Annotated in this window: 17 protein-coding genes, 1 other RNA gene and 1 other annotated feature; of the genes, 14 read left to right on the top strand and 4 right to left on the bottom strand. The window is 40.0% G+C overall.

Going from position 1 to position 21,438, the window contains the following annotated elements; all coding sequences use genetic code 11:
* Positions 1-21 precede the first annotated feature (21 nt).
* The 4 genes from recJ (at position 22) to dtd (ending at position 5,700) form a co-directional block, all read left to right on the top strand.
* A complete protein-coding gene (gene recJ / locus HB912_RS05140) occupies positions 22-2,331 on the top strand; it encodes a single-stranded-DNA-specific exonuclease RecJ (RefSeq protein WP_185372635.1) in 2,310 nt (769 codons plus the stop codon).
* A gap of 28 nt (positions 2,332-2,359) precedes the next feature.
* Complete coding sequence (locus HB912_RS05135; RefSeq protein WP_036073406.1) at positions 2,360-2,881, top strand: adenine phosphoribosyltransferase; 522 nt, start codon at positions 2,360-2,362, stop codon at positions 2,879-2,881.
* 133 nt (positions 2,882-3,014) lie between these two features.
* Positions 3,015-5,231, top strand: coding sequence for a RelA/SpoT family protein (locus HB912_RS05130; protein ID WP_185372633.1), 2,217 nt, complete (start codon positions 3,015-3,017; stop codon positions 5,229-5,231).
* A gap of 13 nt (positions 5,232-5,244) precedes the next feature.
* Positions 5,245-5,700 carry a D-aminoacyl-tRNA deacylase gene (gene dtd, locus HB912_RS05125; RefSeq protein ID WP_185372631.1) on the top strand — a complete coding sequence of 152 codons (456 nt, stop codon included), beginning with the start codon at positions 5,245-5,247 and terminating at the stop codon, positions 5,698-5,700.
* Between the two features lie 43 nt (positions 5,701-5,743).
* Here the strand turns inward: dtd and HB912_RS05120 are convergent, their stop codons facing one another.
* A complete protein-coding gene (locus tag HB912_RS05120; protein ID WP_036073412.1) occupies positions 5,744-7,027 on the bottom strand; it encodes an N-acetylmuramoyl-L-alanine amidase family protein in 1,284 nt (427 codons plus the stop codon).
* A gap of 147 nt (positions 7,028-7,174) precedes the next feature.
* Positions 7,175-7,397, top strand: a binding site (T-box leader).
* A 72-nt stretch (positions 7,398-7,469) separates the two neighbouring features.
* Between HB912_RS05120 and hisS the strand changes: the two genes are divergently transcribed.
* Both hisS and aspS read left to right on the top strand, forming a co-directional pair.
* Complete coding sequence (gene hisS, locus HB912_RS05115; RefSeq protein WP_185372629.1) at positions 7,470-8,750, top strand: histidine--tRNA ligase; 1,281 nt, start codon at positions 7,470-7,472, stop codon at positions 8,748-8,750.
* A complete protein-coding gene (gene aspS, locus HB912_RS05110; protein ID WP_185372627.1) occupies positions 8,750-10,519 on the top strand; it encodes an aspartate--tRNA ligase in 1,770 nt (589 codons plus the stop codon). Before hisS ends, aspS begins: the two co-directional genes overlap by 1 nt.
* Positions 10,520-10,592: 73 nt before the next feature.
* Here the strand turns inward: aspS and HB912_RS05105 are convergent, their stop codons facing one another.
* Together HB912_RS05105 and HB912_RS05100 are read right to left on the bottom strand one after the other, a co-directional pair.
* Complete coding sequence (locus HB912_RS05105) at positions 10,593-10,973, bottom strand: hypothetical protein (RefSeq protein WP_185372625.1); 381 nt, start codon at positions 10,971-10,973, stop codon at positions 10,593-10,595.
* 165 nt (positions 10,974-11,138) lie between these two features.
* Entirely contained in the window at positions 11,139-12,347 is a 1,209-nt protein-coding gene (locus HB912_RS05100) for an ammonium transporter (RefSeq protein WP_185372623.1), read from the bottom strand.
* A gap of 200 nt (positions 12,348-12,547) precedes the next feature.
* Here HB912_RS05100 and HB912_RS05095 point away from each other — a divergent pair, with 200 nt between their 5' ends.
* Together HB912_RS05095 and HB912_RS05090 are read left to right on the top strand one after the other, a co-directional pair.
* A complete protein-coding gene (locus tag HB912_RS05095; protein WP_185372621.1) occupies positions 12,548-13,150 on the top strand; it encodes a TetR/AcrR family transcriptional regulator in 603 nt (200 codons plus the stop codon).
* A gap of 73 nt (positions 13,151-13,223) precedes the next feature.
* Positions 13,224-15,350: an MMPL family transporter gene (locus HB912_RS05090; protein WP_185372900.1), complete on the top strand. Its 2,127-nt coding sequence runs from the start codon at positions 13,224-13,226 to the stop codon at positions 15,348-15,350.
* Positions 15,351-15,417: 67 nt separating this feature from the next.
* On the opposite strand, the gene cymR is transcribed toward HB912_RS05090, so the two are convergent.
* A complete protein-coding gene (cymR, locus tag HB912_RS05085; protein ID WP_185372619.1) occupies positions 15,418-15,849 on the bottom strand; it encodes a cysteine metabolism transcriptional regulator CymR in 432 nt (143 codons plus the stop codon).
* A gap of 145 nt (positions 15,850-15,994) precedes the next feature.
* On the opposite strand from cymR, the gene HB912_RS05080 reads away from it, so the two are divergent.
* The 6 genes from HB912_RS05080 to HB912_RS05055 all read left to right on the top strand — a co-directional run bounded on the left by HB912_RS05080 (position 15,995) and on the right by HB912_RS05055 (position 21,436).
* A complete protein-coding gene (locus HB912_RS05080) occupies positions 15,995-17,269 on the top strand; it encodes a replication-associated recombination protein A (RefSeq protein ID WP_185372617.1) in 1,275 nt (424 codons plus the stop codon).
* Between the two features lie 71 nt (positions 17,270-17,340).
* A non-coding RNA gene (gene ssrS, locus HB912_RS05075) (6S RNA) lies at positions 17,341-17,530 on the top strand.
* A gap of 111 nt (positions 17,531-17,641) precedes the next feature.
* On the top strand, positions 17,642-18,805 hold the full coding sequence (locus HB912_RS05070) for an aminotransferase class V-fold PLP-dependent enzyme (RefSeq protein WP_185372615.1): 1,164 nt from the start codon (positions 17,642-17,644) through the stop codon (positions 18,803-18,805).
* Entirely contained in the window at positions 18,802-19,917 is a 1,116-nt protein-coding gene (gene mnmA / locus HB912_RS05065) for a tRNA 2-thiouridine(34) synthase MnmA (RefSeq protein WP_185372613.1), read from the top strand. Before HB912_RS05070 ends, mnmA begins: the two co-directional genes overlap by 4 nt.
* Before the next feature lie 111 nt (positions 19,918-20,028).
* Positions 20,029-20,763, top strand: coding sequence for an alpha/beta hydrolase (locus tag HB912_RS05060; protein ID WP_185372611.1), 735 nt, complete (start codon positions 20,029-20,031; stop codon positions 20,761-20,763).
* Positions 20,764-20,767: 4 nt separating this feature from the next.
* Positions 20,768-21,436, top strand: coding sequence for a tetratricopeptide repeat protein (locus HB912_RS05055; RefSeq protein WP_185372609.1), 669 nt, complete (start codon positions 20,768-20,770; stop codon positions 21,434-21,436).
* The last annotated feature ends 2 nt before the right edge of the window (positions 21,437-21,438 follow it).

Below are 21,438 nucleotides of genomic sequence, written 5' to 3'. Positions count from 1 at the left end.
GGGTTGAAAGGTGGAACGATTGTGATTCATTCAAAATACATTTGGAAAACAGAAGAAATCGCGAAAGATAAAATAGCCCTACTTGCCGAAGAGTTGGGCGTCTCGCCTGTTCTCGCAGAAATGCTCTCGAAGCGAAAAGTTACAACAAAGGGGCAGCTAGATAAATTTTTCCATCCAGATAAATTTTCTGCCTACGATCCATTTTTACTGAAAGAAATGGATGTTGCAGTGGAAAGAATTAAACAAGCTATTCATCAAAATGAAAAAATAATGATTTATGGGGACTATGATGCAGACGGTGTGACAAGCATTGCCGTTTTATTTAAGTCGCTTGAAAAATTAGGTGCTCAAGTCGATTTTTATATTCCCAACCGTTTCACAGAAGGATATGGACCTAATAAAGAGGCCTTTCAAATGATTAAAAATCAAGGATATGACCTTTTAATCACAGTGGATAACGGAATTGCGGCGCTTGATGTCATGGACTTTGCAAAAGAAATCGATTTGGACGTGATTGTGACCGATCACCATGAAAAAAGAGAAACCCTTCCGGAAGCCGTCGCTGTGATTCATCCGCGCCACCCGCTTTCAGAATATCCTTTTCATGATCTAGCGGGAGTGGGGGTTAGCTATAAGTTATCGCACGCACTGCTTGGCGAAGAGCCTGAAGAGTTACTTGACCTTGTTGCGGTTGGAACGGTCGCAGATCTTGTTTCGTTAACTGATGAGAACCGGTTGCTTGTTCAAAAAGGACTTCAAGTTCTTCGAAACACTCCAAATCTTGGACTACAGTCTCTTGCTAAAAAGGCGGGAGCTAAGCTACACGAAGCAACTGAGGAAACGATTGGTTTTAGCCTCGCGCCTCGACTAAACGCGGTGGGAAGGCTAGGAGATGCAGATCCAGCTTGTGAACTCCTTCTTGCGCAGATGGATGAAGAAGCAGATGAACTCGCGCAATTGATTGATGAAGCGAACAAGGAGCGCCGCGCACTCGTTCAGGATATGACGAAACAGGCTTCTCAAATGGTTGAAGAGATGGAGAAAATGCCAAGTATGATTGTTGTGTCTGCTACGGGCTGGAACGCGGGGGTTTTGGGAATTGTTGCTTCGCGTCTCGTTGAGAAATTTGGAAGGCCAACGATTTGTCTTGCAATTGATGAAGAAACTGGACTTGCCAAAGGTTCGGGACGAAGTGTTCCGGCTTTTCACCTTTATCAAGAGCTTGATCAAAACCGCGACCTTTTAGAAGCATTTGGAGGGCATCCGATGGCTGCTGGCCTGACGCTACGTGTGGATGCTATCCTTGAGTTTACGGAAAATATGGAAAAGCAAGCCGCCAAGCTTTCTCAAGAAGATTTGAAGCCGGCGCTTCTTATTGAAGATACTATTTCACTTGAAACGGTTAGTTTATCTTTCATTCAAATGGTGGAGCAAATGGCACCATTTGGAACAGGAAACCCCAAACCTCTATTCAAATTTGCAGGTGTGCATCTCGAGGGGACGAAGCAAATTGGAGCGGATAAGACGCATCTTAAAACCTTCTTGAAAAAAGATGAAGTTTCATTAGACGCGGTTGGATTTAACATCGGTCACCTTGTGTCAGAGCTTTCTCCGGCTGCGGAGGTGGATGTTGTCGGGGAACTTTCGGTTAATGAGTGGAATAATGTGCGGAAGCCGCAGCTACGTCTTGTGGACCTTTCTGTTGCACACTGGCAAGTGTTTGATGTTCGGAACCGCACGGAATGGAATCAATTACTTCGCGAGAAAAAAAGTGAGCGTATTTTTATCTGTTTTGAAGAGTCAAGCAAACAAGCGCTTGCGAATTTGGAAGAAACGGTGGTTGCGTTTAGTGATTCAGTTGACCCGTCTCTACTACCTAAATCTGAGGAAATCATTTTTGCTGATATTCCACAAGAAGTGGGTCAGCTTGAACGTATAGTGCAGGAAATTCAGCCAGAAAAAATTTACTTTCATTTTAATTCTGGAGAAAATCATGCGATGGACCGCTTGCCTGACAGAAAAGCATTCGCTTCGCTTTACGGACTCATTAAAAAATTCCAACCATTTTCGCTAAATCAGTATGAAGAAGCATTGACGCTAAAATTTGGCTGGAGCAAACAACAAATTGAGTTTATGTCAGGCGTGTTTTTTGAACTGAATTTTGTTAAAATGGAAGGTGATATGGTGACGCTTCAAGAAACAGCAGGGAAACGAAACTTAGAGGAAGCGGAACTGTATCAGCGGAAAGAACGTGAACTGGAAACACGACAAAAACTGCTTTACGCCAGTTATTCGGATTTACTCAACTGGATGAAGCGGATCATGGAGTAATAGCTCTAAAACTTGGAGGAAACCAAACATGGATTTAAATGAACTGAAAAATTATGTGGCGATTGTTGAGGACTGGCCAAAAGAAGGCATTGTCTTTAAAGATATTACACCACTTATGAATGATGGAGAAGCTTATAAATTTGCGACTGATCAAATCGTGAAATATGCGGAAAAACTAGAAGTTGATTTGATTGTTGGACCCGAAGCGCGTGGCTTTATCATTGGGTGCCCAGTCGCTTATGCACTTGGCATTGGCTTTGCCCCTGTTCGAAAGCCTGGAAAATTACCTCGCGAAACGATCGAGATGGAATATGCGCTTGAATACGGGACGAATACACTTACGATGCACAAAGATGCGATTAAGCCGGGGCAACGAGTGCTGATCACAGATGATTTGCTTGCAACGGGTGGAACGATTGAAGCGACGATTAAGCTAGTTGAAAAACTTGGTGGCGTAGTTGCCGGTTGTGCCTTTTTGATTGAATTAACAGAACTTCATGGGCATGAAAAATTAAATGGCTACGATCGTTTAATTTTGATGGATTTTTAAAGAAAGAAGACCATTTTCGTTTAGAAAGTGGTTTTTTCTTTATCAGACTTTAAAACTACTTTCTAAAGAATATTTAGTCGTGTATAATGAAAACAAGAATCTTTTCTGGCTGAACAAAAAGGGGTGGATAAAAATGGCGAAAGATCAAAATTTAACGGCTGAACAAGTGATTGAAATGGCTTCTCACTATATGAATCAGGAACATCTTTCTATAGTTGAAAAAGCCTATAAATTTGCCCGTGATGCGCATAGCGAACAGTTTCGTAAATCAGGGGAGCCTTATATTATTCATCCGGTACAAGTCGCCGGTATTTTAGTCGAGCTTCATATGGATCCGCAAACAGTTGCTTCTGGTTTTTTGCATGATGTTGTGGAAGATACGGAGGTGACGCTTGATGATTTGCGGGAGGCTTTTGGTGAGGAAGTAGCGATGCTTGTCGACGGGGTGACTAAACTCGGGAAAATTAAATATAAATCGCACGAAGAACAACAAGCAGAAAATCACCGGAAAATGTTTATTGCGATGGCGCAAGACATTCGTGTCATTTTAATCAAACTTGCGGATCGTTTGCATAACATGCGGACGTTAAAACATTTGCCAGTTGAAAAGCAGCGCCGAATTGCGACAGAAACACTTGAAATCTTTGCTCCACTTGCTCACAGGCTTGGGATTAGTCGTGTTAAGTGGGAGCTTGAAGACACGGCACTGCGCTATTTAAATCCGCAACAATACTACCGGATTGTACATTTGATGAAGCAAAAACGTGGCGAGCGGGAACGCTATTTACAAGATGTGATTGACGGGGTGGAAGAAAATTTAAAAGAATTGCATATTGAAGCGGATATTTCAGGGCGTCCAAAACATATTTATTCCATTTATCGAAAAATGTCAGAACAACATAAACAATTTAATGAAATCTATGACTTATTGGCTGTTCGAATTCTCGTCAGTAGCATCAAAGATTGTTATGCCGTCCTTGGTGTGATTCATACGAGATGGAAACCGATGCCTGGGCGTTTTAAAGATTACATTGCTATGCCAAAATCAAATATGTATCAATCACTTCATACGACAGTTATTGGACCACAAGGTGAGCCACTTGAAGTGCAAATTAGAACGCAGGAAATGCATCAAATTGCAGAGTATGGGGTTGCTGCGCACTGGGCTTATAAAGAAGGCAAAGTCGTAAACTCAAAAACTTCTTTCGATAACAAAATGACGTGGTTCCGGGAAATTCTTGAATATCAAAATGAGTCAGATAATGCGGAAGAATTTATGGAATCGCTCAAACTAGATTTGTTTTCCGATGTGGTTTATGTTTTCACTCCAAAAGGCGATGTGTTTGAGCTTCCAAACGGGTCTGTACCACTTGATTTTGCTTATCGAATTCACACGGAAATTGGAAATAAAACAATTGGTGCGAAAGTAAACGGGAAAATCGTGACGCTTGATTATAAATTAAAAACAGGCGATATTATTGATATTTTGACGTCCAAACATTCCTATGGACCAAGTCGTGACTGGCTCAAACTTGTTCAAACTTCACAAGCGCGAAACAAAATCCGTCAGTTCTTTAAACGCCAAGATAAAGAAGAGAATATCGAAAAAGGCCGTGACATGGTTGAAAAAGAACTTCGGCAAATGGATTATGAACCGAAGAAAATTATGACGCAAGAAAATATGAAACGCATTATCGACAAATTGAATTTTGCTCAGGAAGACGATTTGTTTGCTGCTGTTGGTTATAACGGCATTACGGCACTCCAAGTTGCGAATCGGCTTTCGGAAAAAGAACGGAAAGAGCGTGAGCAAGAAGAACAAACAGAAAAACTATTAACGCAGGCGGAGCAAAAGAATAACTCAGCAGAGCAAAACAATGAGAAACTTAAAATTAAACACAATGCAGGGGTTGTGGTTCAGGGCGTTGGGAATTTATTAATTCGATTATCTCGTTGTTGTAATCCAGTTCCAGGTGATCAAATTGTCGGTTATATTACAAAAGGACGGGGAATTTCTATTCACAGGAAAGACTGTCCAAATGTCCAGTCTACGGAAACAGATCGTTTGATTGACGTAGAGTGGGAAGATGCTGATGAAAAATCAAAAACGGATTATAATGTTGATATTGAAGTATTTGGCTATAACCGGAGTGGCTTATTAAACGATATTTTGCAAGTTGTGAATAGCTTGACGTCGAATATCAATGGGGTTAATGCCAAGGTAGATCAAAATAAAATGGCAACTCTTGTTTTGACACTTCAAATTCATAATATCGCCCACCTGCAACGGGTGGTCGATAAAATCAAACAAATTCCTGATGTTTATACAGTACGAAGATTGATGAATTAAAGGAGGAGATAAAATGCGTGTCTTACTTCAGCGAACGAAATCAGCAAGTGTTACTATTGATGGTGAAATTACAGGGGAAATCCCATTCGGCCTTTGCCTGCTAGTTGGATTCACTCATACAGATACAGAAAAAGAAATTGATGTATTGGTGAAAAAAATTGCGGGGTTGCGTATTTTTGAAGACGAAAATGAGAAAATGAATTTATCACTTCTAGATGTTGGTGCTGGCATTTTAAGTGTTTCTCAGTTTACGCTTTATGCCGATGTTCGTAAGGGAAGGCGACCTAGTTTTACAGATTCAGCGCCTGGAAATGAAGCAGAGGCACTTTATCAACTCTTTAATGAAAAACTTGAACAAGAACTTGGCATAAATGTGGAAACTGGGGTTTTCGGTGCTTCGATGCAAGTCACGATTACAAATGATGGCCCCGTTACCATTATGCTCGATTCGGATGAACTTGCTAAATAATATAGATACAAAAAAGTAGCGCTTATGAAAAGCGCTACTTTTTTTAGTTGGTAAAGTAATTGGCTAAACCTTCTGTTACAGCATCTGCAATTTGATTGCGGTAAGAGCTTGAATTGATTCGATCTTCATCTTGACGTGAGCTAAGATAGCCAAGTTCAAGAAGGAGAGCAGGTTGTTCGTTTTCACGTACTACATAGTAATCGCCAACTCGTGCACCCCGGTTAGAAATAGATAACGCATCACCTAAACTATCGTTTATCGTATTCGCCAGTTCTTTATCGCGTTTTTTGTAATAATAAGTGGTTTGTCCGCTAACACTTCCATCAGCACTATCTTCAACACTATCAAAGTGGATGCTTATAAAGACATCAGCTTGATTTTTTGCAGCGGTTTTATTGCGATCGCGAAGCGAAACATATTCATCTTTGTTTCGTGTCATCACAACTTTAGCACCAGCACTTTCAAGCTTGGAACGAATTGCTTTAGCAGTTTTTAAGGTTGCGCTTTTTTCAACGGTTCCCTTATCGCCTTTTGCACCTGGATCATTCCCACCGTGTCCCGGATCGAGAACAATAGTCGCTTCCGAAAGTTTTGTTGTTTTTGATTTTTGCGGCGTCTCTCCTCCAGAAGAAATATCAACAACCCAGTTCGCCACGTATCCGGTACTTCCATTTGAAGTTTTGACTTGATACCAATCGCCTTGAACGCCTTCGATTTCATAAGTTTCCCCAGAATCAGCTTTTTCAAGGACGCTGCCGCTTAGATCTGGCTTATTGCGAATATTCGTTTCGTTTTCACGAATCGAAATGCTTTGCAGGTCTTTTGAAGCGCTTTTTGTCGTAGAGTTTCGAATCGTTATGTAATCTGAACTTACCCAAGCGTTTCGACCTTGGTATTGAATTTGAGCCCAACCATTTTGTTCACTTACAACGTTAACTTGGTCATTTGTATTTAACATGCCAAGCACGGCACTGTCGGTACTCGGTTTTTCTCTTACATTTAATCCACCTTCAGAAGAAACTACGGCGATACTGTTACTTGCAGCACTAACTGATGTATTCTTAACGAGCCAGCTCGCAACCCAGCCGCTATTTCCGTCTTCAAGACGAACTTTATACCATTTATTTTCTTCTCCGATTACCTGAAGCACATCATTTTTCCGAACTTGACTTGTGACATCATAGGCAAGACCAGGGCCGCTCCGAACGTTGACAACGTCAGCTTCGACGCTGACCGAATTGGCATGGGCCATTGCAAAGGTCACTAAAATTCCAGCTGCAATGAGTGCTGTCGATAAAATCGAAATCAATATGAAATTCTTTCGCACGAAATCGAAACACCCCCAAAGTAAAAGTTAACTTATTCAAATGTTACCATAAAATGCGTTTGTGTGAAACCTTAAACTACTTTTTAGAAAAAACTTGGCTGATATTGACTTTCTTGCCGTTTTCTAGTAATCTAAAAATAATTCATATACTGACCAGTGACGAAGAAAAGTACAAGCTTCACTCCCAGAAAAGAGAGGATTTCATTTGGCTGAAAGAAATCTGTGGTGAAAGGTTATGGAAAGACACTTCTGAGGTTTCAGTCGAAGGATGTAAAGTAGACTGAAACGCGAATCCAGCGTTATGGAAAAGTGGGAATCTAGGATTCCAATTAGGGTGGTACCACGGGTGAATTTCTCTCTCGTCCCTTGTTAGTTAAATGACAAGGGGCGGGAGTTTTTATATGTTTGAATAAAATTAGATTAAACTAAGGAGGAAACAACCATGGAAATTCAATTACCTCGCGGAACAAGAGACATTTTACCAAATGAGATTGGAAGTTGGCACTTTTTAGAAAATAAATTTCGTTCGATTTGCGAAACTTATCGTTATAGCGAAATTCGAACACCAATTTTTGAACATACCGAACTTTTTGAGCGTGGCGTGGGTGATTCAACGGATATCGTGACAAAAGAAATGTATACTTTTCAAGATAAAAAAGGAAGAAGTCTAACACTACGTCCTGAAGGAACTGCTTCAGTTGTTCGTTCTTTTGTTGAACATAAAATGTTTGGTGAAGTAAACCAACCCATAAAACTTTATTATAATGGTCCTATGTTCCGCTACGAGCGCCCACAAGGTGGAAGGCAGCGTCAATTCACACAAATGGGGCTTGAAGCAATTGGGAGCGATGACCCGTCCATTGATGCAGAAGTGATTTCACTTGCTATGAATTTTTTTCGCTCAATTGGCCTAAAAAACATTTCTCTTGTCATTAACAGCCTAGGAGATAAAGAAAGTCGCTTAAAACACCGAGAAGCGTTAATTGCTCATTTTGAACCACAAATTGATGAATTTTGCTCAGATTGCCAAGCACGGCTTTATAAAAATCCACTTCGGATTCTTGATTGCAAAACAGATCATGAACATCCGCTTGTGAAAAGCGCTCCTTCTATTTTGGACTTTTTAAATGAAGAGTCTGAGGAATACTTTTCAAAGGTAAAAGAATTTCTCGATACGATTGGGATTTCTTATACAGTGGATCCGACGCTTGTAAGGGGATTAGACTACTATAATCACACTACATTTGAAATTATGAGTGATGAAGAAGGATTTGGTGCTAAGACAACGCTTTGCGGTGGCGGTCGTTATCATGGCCTTGTGCAAGAATTTGATGGACCAGATACACCAGGAATTGGTTTTGGGATGGGTGTTGAACGTGTCTTGCTTGCGCTTCAAAAAGCTCAAGTAGAGATCCCGGAATCGAACCCGCTCATTTGTTATGTGATTTCTGCACAAGAGGAAGCAGATGAAAAAGTTGTTCAACTTGTTAGCACGCTTCGAAATCATGATATAAGTGCTGAAAAAGATTACCAAAAACGGAAATTAAAAGCACAACTTAAAGATGCGGATCGCAAGAAAGCTAGATATACAGTAATCATCGGTGAAGACGAAATTCGAACAGGCGAATATAGCTTAAAAAATATGGCTACGGGTGAGCAGTTCCTCGTTACTGAAACTGAATTAATTACAACGCTTGAAGAACAAGCTGAGGGGGACAAATAATGGAAAAAAGAACGACTTATTGTGGAGAACTAACTGAAAAAAATCAAGGTGAAATCGTTACCCTGCATGGTTGGGTACAAAAACGCCGTGATTTAGGAGGACTCATTTTTATCGATTTACGAGATCGCGAGGGGATTGTTCAAGTCGTTTTCAATCCTGAAATTTCTAGTGAAGCGCTCTCAGTTGCAGAAGAGATCCGCTCCGAATTCGTCATTTCGGTTAAAGGAGAAGTGGCATTAAGACGTGAAGAAGCGGTTAATGACAAGCTTAAAACAGGGAAAATTGAAGTTCTTGCAAGTGAAGTGACGATTTTAAATCGCTCGAAAACTCCTCCTTTCTATATTGAAGATGGAATAAATGTTTCCGACGAACTGCGACTTAAATATCGTTATTTAGACCTTAGACGCCCAGAAATGACGGCTATTTTTAAAATGCGTCATCATGTTACCCGTGTATTTCGTGAAAAACTGAATGAATTAGGGTTTTATGATATTGAAACACCATATTTGACGAAGAGCACGCCAGAAGGTGCACGTGATTATTTAGTTCCTAGTCGGATCTATCCAGGTAGTTTTTATGCATTACCTCAATCACCGCAAATTTTGAAACAGTTGCTGATGACAGCCGGATTTGATAAATATTATCAAATTGTCCGTTGTTTCCGAGATGAAGATCTTCGAGGTGATCGTCAACCTGAATTTACACAAGTGGACCTAGAGACAAGCTTCTTGAGTAAAGAAGAAATTCAAGAAATAACGGAAATTATGCTAACGGCAGTTGTAAAAGAAGTGAAGGGAATTGAAATTCCTCGACCTTTCCAAAAAATGACTTATGAAGAGGCGATGAGACGTTTCGGAAGTGATAAACCAGATGTTCGGTTTGGGCTAGAACTTACAGATGTTTCAGAAGTTGTGAAGGACGTTTCATTTAAAGTCTTTACTGGGGCGCTTGAAGCAGGCGGGGAAGTTAAAGCGATTAATGCTAAACAAGCTGCTGAAAAGTATTCGCGTAAAGAAATTGACGGACTAGGTGAATTTGTTGCGACTTATGGGGCAAAAGGTCTTGCTTGGATGAAAGTAGAGCAAGAAGAACTAAAAGGACCGATTGCGAAGTTTTTTGATGCTGAGAAGCAAAACGAGTTGCGGCAGATTCTTGAAGCGGAAGCAGGCGACTTATTGTTGTTTGCGGCAGACACAAAAGAAACAGTAGCGGCTTCACTTGGTGCCCTTCGAACAAAACTTGGGAAAGACATGGAGCTTTATGATGAAAAGGAACTCGCCTTTTTGTGGGTAACGGATTGGCCACTATTCGAATATGATGACGAAGCAGAGCGATTTGTCTCTGCCCACCATCCGTTTACTTTACCACGAGAAGAAGACATAGAAAAACTTGAGTCAAATCCTGCAGATGCGATGGCGGAAGCTTATGATATTGTTTTAAATGGTTACGAAATCGGCGGGGGGTCACTTCGGATTTACAAAAAAGAGGTCCAACAAAAAATGCTTCGTGCGCTTGGATTTAGTGATGAAGAGGCGGAAGCACAATTTGGCTTCTTGATGAATGCGCTCGAATATGGGACTCCTCCTCACGGCGGGATTGCACTTGGTCTTGATCGAATTGTAATGATCTTAGCGGGAAGCAACAATTTGCGTGATACCATCGCATTCCCTAAAACGGGGAGTGCGGTTGATCTCCTTACTCAAGCACCTAGTACGGTTAGCAATGCACAGCTAAAAGAACTAGGCTTAGAAGTAGAAGAAGAATCTTAATAAAAAGCATCGGCTAGTTCAGCCGATGCTTTTTTTGTCAAACAAAAATGTGAGTTCCCGCAACTCACATTTTTTATTGATTGGTTATTTTTTCTAAGTTGTCAACTTTTACTTTATTGACAAGCAAGCCTTTATTGTTTTCATTCGACCAAAATGGTCCTTCCAGTTTTTTGCTGGTTCTTTTATCGACATGTTTCTTATTGTAGAAAGTCGCTTCTATGTTATAATGATTTCCTTTTTTTACGGAATTTAAAAGATTTTTTGAAACTGGCAGGGTAACGATCGTACTTCCTGCACCGTCAATGGTACCGCTGATTGTTTTTTTATCCGTGTCTTTTTTGCTGACATTAAAGCTAAATGTTAAATTTACTTTTGAAGAAGCGTGTTGATAGTAAAAGTAACCTCCGCCAAGTAGCAAAATGGCAATCAGCGTAAATATAGGGATTTTACGCATATAACTTCTTTGCGCCTCCAATCTAATGACATCTCTATCCCATTATAACGCATAAATGGCTTCTGGGAAGAGAAACAAGCGATTTCTCATTGTTTTTTTAGAATTGAAAGGCGTTTTTGAGGATTTACTCATGGAAATCTCTTTTTTATATCTAATTTTTAAAATTTAGCGGTCGTGGTAAGCTTTTTCTCCGTGTAAAGTCCAGTCGAGTCCGTTTGTTTCTTGCTCTTCATTGACTCGAATAGGAATAAATAAGCGGATGAGAGCAACGATGATGATCGTAAGAATAGAGACGAATATAACGGTTACGCTGATCGCAGCAATTTGTTTAAAAAGTAGAGCGTAATGACCAGAGAAAAGGCCGTCTGCTCCGTTTGGATTGATTTTGGTTGAAGCGAACAAGCCGGTTGCGATGCCACCCCATATGCCGCCGATTCCATGTAATCCAAACGCGTCAAGCGCATCATCATATTTCACTTTTCCTTTTAACCAAGAAACGCCCCAAAAGCAAAGCATTCCACCGATAAAGCCGATCGGAAGGGACGCTATTATGCTGACAAAGCCAGCTGCTGGCGTGATGGATACAAGTCCAGCGATAGCTCCAGAAATGGTACCGAGTATAGTAGGGCGTTTATGCATAATCCATTCAACGGCTCCCCAACCGATAATTCCCGCTGCAGCGGCCGTGTTTGTGTTGACGAAAGCAGTCATAGCTACGTGATCAATGGTGAGGGCACTTCCAACGTTGAAGCCATACCACCCAAACCAGACAAGGATACCGCCGATTAAAGCAAGAGGTAAATTATGAGGAGAGGCGGTATCCGCTTCTTTGCGGCGACCAATCATGATGGCTAGAATAAGTCCCGTCACGCCAGAACTGATATGGACAACGTTGCCACCTGCAAAATCAAGAGCTCCAAGCTCACGCAAGAATCCACCTTCGCCCCAGACCCAGTGTGCAACGGGTGCGTAAACGAGTAAAGACCAAAGAAGAATAAATACGAGATAGGCAGGAAAATTCATTCGTTCGGCGAAAGCACCAGATATGATTGCAACCGTCAAAACGGCAAATGTCATTTGAAACATCATGAATAACAAGTGTGGGATTGAATCGCTGTAAAGTGTTGAACTGGAAAAACCAACATCATGAAGAAAACTCCACTTGAGACCGCCTATAAAAGCGTTATTTGGTGAGAAGGTAAGTGAATAGCCGATTAAAATCCATAGAACAGAAACGATGGCCATGGAGCTAAAACTATACATCGCAGTACTTAGCACGTTTTTGCGTCGAACCATTCCTCCGTAAAATAATGCAATTCCTGGTGTCATTATCCAAACTAATAATGTGCAGAAAAACATAAAAACAGATTCCATAATCAGCTCTCCTTTATTTCATGTTATATTATATAACATGAATAATTTTGTTTCATGATATAATCATACATAATAGAAATATATTTGCAAGTATTATTTGTTTTCTTGTTATATTTGTTAGAATATATAACGTAAATATAGACTGGTTTGAAAAAAAACATTATAGAAGGTAAGATGAAATAAAAAAGGAGTGGGTTAAGATGGCTAGAAGAAGTCGAGCGGAAGAAATGGCTCAAACCCGTTTAAAAATCTTAGATGCTGGTAAGACTCTTTTTATGAAAAAAGGATATCGAGCTGTAACTACTAGAGAGATAGCTTTGGCTGCTAAAATTACTCAGCCGGCATTGTATCATCATTTTCAAGATAAAGAAGTTCTTTATCTTGAGGTTGTAAAAAATCTAACTACTGATATTCAATCTGACATGAAGAACATTTTAGATAAAAAGATAAATTGTGAAGCTAAACTTAATCTAGTTGTACTAAATTTAATTGAAAAACACCCAACTAATATTTTATTAATGGTCCATGATATTTTAAATGAGTTGAAAAAAGAAAACCAGAAAGTATTATATGATTTATGGTATAGAAGCTATTTTTTACCTATAGAAACAATTTTTGCAGATTTTGTTAAAAATGGAGATATAGAAAGCCAGCTTACATCTAAAGAAGCGACAGAATATTTTTTGTCAGCAATTACTCCACTTTTTATGCCTGTAAATTTGCTATCGACTAAGGAAATTAGAGAAAAAGTATCGAAAAGGATCTATTTGATTTTGTTTGGATTTATGAAAAAAGAGGTATAGTAAAACGCTTCTTTTTTTAACCATTCATTTATCAATTGATAAATGAATAGAATAGGGGGGATTTATTTTGAAAATTAAAGACGGGATAGCAAAAATAATTAGTGGAAAAAAAGGGCGTTTTACAATCATTGCTATTTGGATCGTTGTAGCTTTAGGTTTGCAATTCATCCTGCCAAATGCCTCAACATATAAAGAAGATACAGCGCATGATTTATCGAAGTCGGAACCCTCAGTAGTTGCAGAAAAAGTTGAAGATCATTATTTTAAAAATAATGGAATTCCTTTATTGATAACGTGGACAAGAAACGAAGGTCTTTCAGTATCCGATTTGGAGAAGATTCAAGAACTGAATGCCTCTTTACAAAACAAACCAATTCCGAATCAAAATCAGCTGGTTTCACTTGAAAAGGTACCGCCACAAGTCCTTTTGAAGCAACTCTCTCATGATAAAACATCTTTTATCCAAACTGTGATTATGGATGAAGGAACTAGTTCAGAAAAAATAAAAATAGCTATTAGTGAATTAAACAAAAGAACAGGTGATATATTTCAAAATAACCCTTTTGAAACAAATCTTGATAGTGAAAAGAAACTGATTGCACGCGCTACTGGGCCAGCAGGAATTAGCGTAGATGCTTCAGAACTTTTTAAGGATGCAGATGTTTCTTTATTAATTGCTACAGTGTGTATTGTATTACTTATTTTATTATTAATTTATCGTTCTCCTATTTTAGCATTAATTCCTCTAATTGCTGTTGGGATGGCTTATTTAATTATAACCCCTATTCTTGGTTTTCTCGGAAAAGAAGGAATTATAACTTATAGTTCTCAAGGGCTTTCGATTATGACTGTGTTACTATTTGGAGCAGGGACTGATTATTGTTTATTTTTAATTTCAAGGTACCGACATTTTCTGAAAATCGAACAGGATCGATTTAAATCTTTACGTTTGGCTTTTAGAGGTGTATCAGGAGCTATACTTCTCAGCGGATTAACAGTGATGTGTGCTTTGCTACTACTTCTTGCTGCAAGATACGGTTCATTCCATAATTTCGCAATTCCTTTTAGTTTAGCTATTTTAGTTATGCTACTTTCTTCTTTAAGTTTAGTTCCAGCACTTTTAGGAGTTTTTGGTCGCGTTTCCTTTTGGCCTTTTGTTCCACATCCATCAAAAGAAAATAAGAAGGAGAATAGATTGTGGGATATGATCGGTAAAATAGCAGTTAGGCATCCAATTATCATTATACTCTTCTCTGTTGTACTTCTTGGAATAGCTTCATTTCAGGTTACGCAAATTAATTATAGTTATGATACACTTTCGAGTTTCCCGGATGAAATGCCTTCTAAGGAAGGCTTTCGATTAATTGAAGACCATTTTGGAGCGGGTTATCTTGCCCCTCTTACCGTCATAGTGAAAAATGGGCAGAGTGGTGATCAGGAGGCGCTTCAAGAAATCGAAGGTGTGAAATCAGTAAGCTCAGCTGAACCTAGCTCGAAAAATAAATCCTTTGTAAAGTATTCAGTCATTTTGAATGAAAACCCTTATAGTAAAGAAGCGATGGACAAAATCCCTAAATTAAAACGAGCCATAAAGGGCGGTGATAGCCAAGTTTATATATCTGGACAAACTGCTACCCAATTTGATGAGCATTCTGTTTCAAAAACTGATGAAAAAATAGTAATTCCACTTGTTATAGTACTTATTAGTGTTTTGTTGCTTATTTATTTGAAGTCTATTATCGCTATGATATATCTTGTTTTGACAGTGCTCTTTTCCTATGCTGCTTCTCTTGGTATGGGGTGGCTAATTTTGCATAACTTCTTTGGGGTTGACGCCATTTCAGGCTTGATTCCATTATATGCATTTATCTTTATCGTAGCGCTTGGAGAGGATTACAATATATTTATGGTTTCGAGCATTTGGAAGAATGCATATAAAATGCCGATTAGTAAGGCTGTACAAGAAGGAGTGCATGAAACTGGGGGAGTAATTACTTCTGCCGGAGTTATTTTAGCAGCTACATTCCTTGTCTTGACTACACTCCCGATTGAACTTCTTGTGCAATTTGGTTTGATAACAGCGTTAGGGATTCTAGTTGATACTTTTCTTATTCGACCTTTACTTGTGCCGGCACTTACCGTTCTATTTGGAAAATGGGCTTTTTGGCCAAGCATGAAAAGACTTTTTAAATCAAGATAATGTTTTTATGATAAAAGGCAAAAGACAAGAAGCCCTCTTGGAACTTCTTGTCTTTTATTTAAATAGCTTAAATATAGAACATGTAGCCTTCTTGCAGCGAAGTTTCTTCCGTATCTTTTTCATGTGCAATTAAATCAGCAAGCGAAGTCTGGTCGAGTACGTTTTTTACGGCATCCCGCATGCGTGTCCAAAGTTCGCGTTGTGCGACTTCTTCGTTTTCAATACCTTCAACGAGGACGATTGGCCCTTCAAGCGTACGAATAATGTCGCCCGCTGTGATAAGCTTTGGATCACCGTTTAAAATGTAGCCGCCATGCGCGCCTCGAATGCTTTTTACAAGGCCTGCGTTTCGAAGCGGACCGATAAGCTGTTCCAGATAGTGCTCAGACAGGTTCTTTTTCTTTGCAATGCTTCGGAGGGAGATCGGTCCATTTCCAACTTCACGCGCAAGTTCAAGCGCGATAGTTAACCCGTATCGGCCTTTAGTAGTGATTTTCATTTTCGATAAACCTCCATAATTCAGATAAGTAAACTTTGAATTCATATTTATTATAGCGAAGTGGGAAGTCAGTTTCAATGAAAGAACTGCTGGTTTTCTTATGATATAATGGAATGAAGAGAGAAAAATGGAGGAATTGAGTGTTATGGCAATGGAACCTTTAGCTTACCGAATGCGCCCAAGAACGCTTGATGAAGTAATTGGACAAGAGCATTTGGTTGGAAAAGACAAAATTATTTACCGCATGGTGCAAGCGAAAAAGCTGTCGTCTATGATTTTATATGGTCCACCTGGAATCGGAAAGACATCGATTGCAAGTGCGATTGCTGGGAGCACAGAATATGCTTTTCGCACACTGAACGCGGTGACAAACAATAAAAAAGATATGGAAATCGTAGCAGCAGAAGCTAAAATGAGCGGGACGGTTATTTTGCTTTTAGATGAAGTGCACCGACTTGATAAAGCGAAACAAGATTTTTTGCTACCTCATTTGGAAAGTGGCGCGATCATCTTGATTGGCGCGACAACGAGCAATCCTTATATCGCTATTAATCCAGCGATTCGTAGCCGGGCGCAGATTTTTGAATTAAAACCACTAGCGATCTCAGAGATTGAACTAGCCATCGACCGGGCACTCTCGGATTCTGAGCGTGGGCTCGGAGAGTATGCGGTTGTGCTAGATGATGAGGCGAGAACGCATTTTGCGACAGCGAGTAATGGAGATGTTCGTGGCGCGCTAAATGCACTGGAGCTTGCCGTTGTTTCTTCTCAAGCAGATGAATCAGGAAGTATTCATGTGACACTAGAAGTTGCAGAAGAATGTTTACAACGAAAAAGCCTTGCTCACGATAAAGACGGTGACGCCCATTACGATGTTTTAAGTGCTTTCCAGAAATCTGTTCGAGGTAGCGATGTGAACGCCGCGCTTCATTATATGGGAAGATTGATTGAGGCAGGGGATCTCGTGAGTATTACTAGACGTCTACTTGTCATGGCTTATGAAGATGTCGGACTGGCGAGCCCGCAAGCGGGGGCACGCACTCTTGCGGCTGTTCAAACGGCTGAAAAAGTTGGGTTACCTGAAGCAAGGATTCCGCTAGCAAATGCTGTTATTGAACTCTGCCTTTCTCCAAAATCGAATTCGGCAATTATGGCTGTTGACGCAGCTCTTAGTGATATTCGAGCGGGCAAAAGTGGAGAAGTTCCCGATCATTTGCGTGATGGTCATTATTCGGGCGCGAAAAAATTGGGAAGAGCGCTTGACTATAAATATCCTCATAACTATGAAAATGCTTGGGTGGATCAACAATACTTGCCGGATTCAATCAAGCATCAGCATTACTATGAGCCCAAAATAAATTCGAAGTTTGAACAAACGCTCGCAGAAGTTTACCAAAAGATTAATCAAAATAAGAAGTAAATTAAATTACTTTTTATGGTTTTCTAAAATTGCTATTTTAGAGAATTTGTGCTATTCTAACCATATAAAAAGAAACCCTAATGTATACGTATAGTGCCTACTATTTTTGAACCGAACAATCTTTCTTACCTTGGGAACTCGGTGTTCGAACGCGGCGCACATGCCTTTTCACGAGGACTTGCAAAACGTTCGACAGAGTACCCACCTGCTTATACGGCGGGTTCAAAGGATGGGGCTCCAAACGGTACGATTGGGGTTTCTTTTTGTCTTCTAACTAACAATTTGTAAGCGAATAAGATTGCTTTCAAAAGGATTTGTTGTTACAATAAAAAACGATTAAAGTGATGAATCACAGGAAGGGCGCGATGTGTTGTGAAAAAAACAATTTATCTTGATCATGCGGCTACCAGTCCGATCCATCCAAATGCGAGTCAGGTTATGCTTGATGTGATGACAAATGAATACGGGAATCCATCAAGCATTCACGCGGCAGGAAGATCGGCCCGAAAAAAACTAGATGAAGCGAGACAGTTTTTTGCGGAGGAGATTGGGGCCGAGGAGCGAGAGATTGTCTTCACAAGTGGTGGAACGGAAAGTGATAATACAGCTATAATTGGAGCTGCACTTGCGAATGCTACGAATGGACGGCACATCATCACTTCAAAGATTGAACATCATGCTGTTTTACGCGCGATGGAATATTTGGAGAATAAGGGGTTCCAGGTGACGTATTTGCCAGTCAATTCGAATGGTCAAATAGAGCTTCAAGCTTTTAAAGAAGCACTCACAGATGATACTATTTTAGTTTCTATTATGTATGGGAATAATGAGATGGGCGCATTGCAGCCGATTGCTAAAATCGGCGAGTTGCTGGAAAATCATCAGGCGCTTTTCCATACGGATGCTGTTCAGGCTTTTGGTCTCATCCCTTTGCATGTTAGTAAGCTTGGTGTTGATTTGCTCTCTGTATCCGCTCATAAAATAAATGGCCCGCGCGGCGTTGGTTTTTTGTATGTCAAAGAAGGAACAAAACTTGAATTTCCGTTTCATGGCGGCGAACAAGAGCGAAAACGTCGGGCAGGAACGGAAAACCTAGCGGGAATTGCTGGATTTAAGGAAGCTTTAGCTATTATGCGGGCTGAACGAATTGCTAAGGCAGAACTTTACCGTGACTTTAAACAAAATATGGCAGCTATTTTTCAAAAAAATGGTTTGGCTTTTGAAATAAACGGACTAGATGAGGAAACGCTCCCACATGTGTTTAGTGTACGATTCTTTGGTGTTCAAATTGAGCAACTGCTCATGAATTTGGACATGGAAGGAATTGAAGCTTCGAGTGGATCAGCTTGTACGGCCGGTTCGGTTGATCCTTCGCATGTACTCGTTGCAATGTTTGGAGAAGATCATCCCGGCATTACAGAAACGTTACGAATCAGTTTTGGTCTTGGAAACGATCAAGCAGAAATTACGCAGGCCGCTGAGATGATTAGTCAAGTGGTGTTGCGACTTGCAAAAAGAAAGGAAGAGCGAGTGTGACAAAAGCGAACAATCAAATTCGTGTTGTTGTAGGTATGTCTGGCGGAGTGGATTCTTCTGTTACGGCTTATCTGTTAAAGCAGCAAGGATATGATGTGATTGGTATATTTATGAAGAACTGGGATGATACGGATGAATTTGGTGTATGCACGGCAACGGAAGACTATGAAGATGTCATCCGTGTAGCTAATCAAATCGGTATTCCTTATTACTCAGTCAATTTTGAAAAAGAATATTGGGATAAGGTGTTCCGCTACTTTTTAGCGGAATATGAACTTGGGCGAACGCCAAATCCTGATGTCATGTGTAATAAAGAAATTAAATTTAAAGCATTTTTGGAACATGCAGAAAGCCTCGGGGCGGATTATGTGGCAACAGGGCATTATGCGCGTGTTGAAAAAGTAGATGGTGAAGTGAAGCTACTTCGTGGCGTAGATGAAAATAAGGATCAAACTTACTTTTTAAATCAACTTTCTCAAGAACAGCTTTCTCACGTAATGTTTCCGCTTGGTGGAATGGAAAAAAGTGAAGTGAGACGAATTGCTGAAGAAGCTGGACTTGCAACGGCTAAGAAAAAAGATAGTACGGGAATTTGTTTTATTGGAGAAAGAAACTTCAAGGAATTTCTGAGTGAGTATCTACCTGCAAAACCTGGTTCTATGCAGACTTTTGACGGAAAAGAAATGGGTAAACACGATGGATTGATGTATTATACAATTGGACAGCGTCATGGCCTTGGAATTGGTGGAGACGGTGACCCGTGGTTCGTTGCTGGGAAAGATTTAAAGCGAAATGTTCTTTATGTGGTGCAAGGGTTCCACGATGACAGCTTATATTCTAGTTCGTTAATAGCGACAGATGTTTCGTTCACATCGAATGAGCCTAAACCTGCTACTTTTCGCGCGACTGCTAAATTCCGTTACAGACAAAAAGATACTGGCGTAATGGTCAATCTTTTAGCAGATGGGAAGGCAGAAGTCGTGTTTGATGAACCGGTGCGAGCAATTACACCTGGTCAAGCTGTTGTATTCTATGATGGGGAAACCTGTCTTGGCGGCGCGACGATTGATACGGTTTGGAAAGATACAAAGCAATTAGATTATGTAGGTTAATGATTAGGAAATCCATTTTTAAAGTGGATTTCCTTTTTTTGTGCCTAGCTCACGGCTTTTTGAGGTGAAATATGGTAAAATGTTAAACGAACAGGTGAAAAGAGGTTGGATATGAAAAAATTAATCGGGCTTTCAAGTATTGTTGTTCTTGTCCTGCTTATTGCGTGGGGCTATTTTTATTTTAATACGTCACCAAGTGATTATGCAGAAATGAAAGCACAAGAAACAAAGCAGGTGGCTATTTTTGAGTCCAATGATACTTTGATTTTTGAACCGAAAAGAAGCGCCAAGAAAACAAGTGTTATTTTATATTCAGGCGCTTTCGTAGATGCCCTTAGTTATGCACCACTTGCTCGTTCGCTTGCAGATGCTGGCTATAAAACCTATATACCTGAGATGCCGCTTGATTTGGCAGTATTTGGAAAAAACAAAGCGGAAGAGATTATCAAACAAAATAGTGACGAGCATTTTGTGATTGGTGGACATTCACTAGGAGGTGTGATGGCTTCGCGTTTTGCAAAAGAGCACGCAAAAGACTTACAAGGCATTTTCTATCTTGCGAGCTATCCAGATAAAAAGGGGAGCCTTGAAGAAACTAAACTCGAAGCCCTTTCGATTACAGCAGCAAATGATGGTGTTTTGAATTGGAAAAAATATGGTCAAAATAAGCGCTACTTGCCGAAAAAGACCACGTTTTTCAAAATAAAGGGTGGCAATCACGCGCATTTTGGTGCTTATGGTAAACAAAATGGAGATCGGAAAGCAAAAATTTCTGTAGAACAACAAACAAAAGAAACAAGTGCTGCGATTATTTCGTGGCTCAAGTACGATGAAATGAGGGATTAGACAAATGGATAAAAATCAAGTAGGAATTAAATATATGCAAGAAGGAAAACTAGAGGAAGCTGTTAAAATGTTTACGGAAGTGATTGAAGAAAATCCAAATGACCCAGTTGGCTATATTAATTTTGGAAATGTCTTATTGTCACTCGATGATTTTGACCGAGCGGAACAGTTTTATAAACGAGCTATTGAACTCGATGATCATGTTCCAGCAGCTTACTATAGTTTAGGAAATCTTTACTTCGAACTAGAGCGCTATGAAGATGCGGTTAATGCTTTTAAAGAAGCTACCACTGAAGGAATGGAAAATAGTGATGTCTTTTTTATGCTCGGACTTAGTTTTACGAAAATGGATCAAAATGCGCTGGCGCTCCCGTATTTCTTACGAAGTGTAGAACTTAATGAAGAGGACGGTGAAGCTGTCTTTCAGTATGCGATCGCACTTGCAAAAGAAGGCGTATATGAAGAAGCCGTGACACAACTTGAACGAACATTAACACTCAAACAAGGGGATGCGGATGCCCTTTATAATCTTGGTGCTGTTTATCTTGCATGGCAAGGCGATTTGAAACTTGCAGAGGAATACTTTGAACAAGCGCTTCAAAGTGAGCCAGAGCATTTACTTGCGCAGAATGCTTTAGATGCTATTCGTGAGCTCCCAAACGACACAGAATAAAA

This window comes from Listeria aquatica, from assembly GCF_014223975.1.
Lineage (GTDB): Bacteria > Bacillota > Bacilli > Lactobacillales > Listeriaceae > Listeria > Listeria aquatica.
Note: the sequence above shows the minus strand (reverse complement) of the source record. Positions and strands in the feature narration are given on the sequence as shown.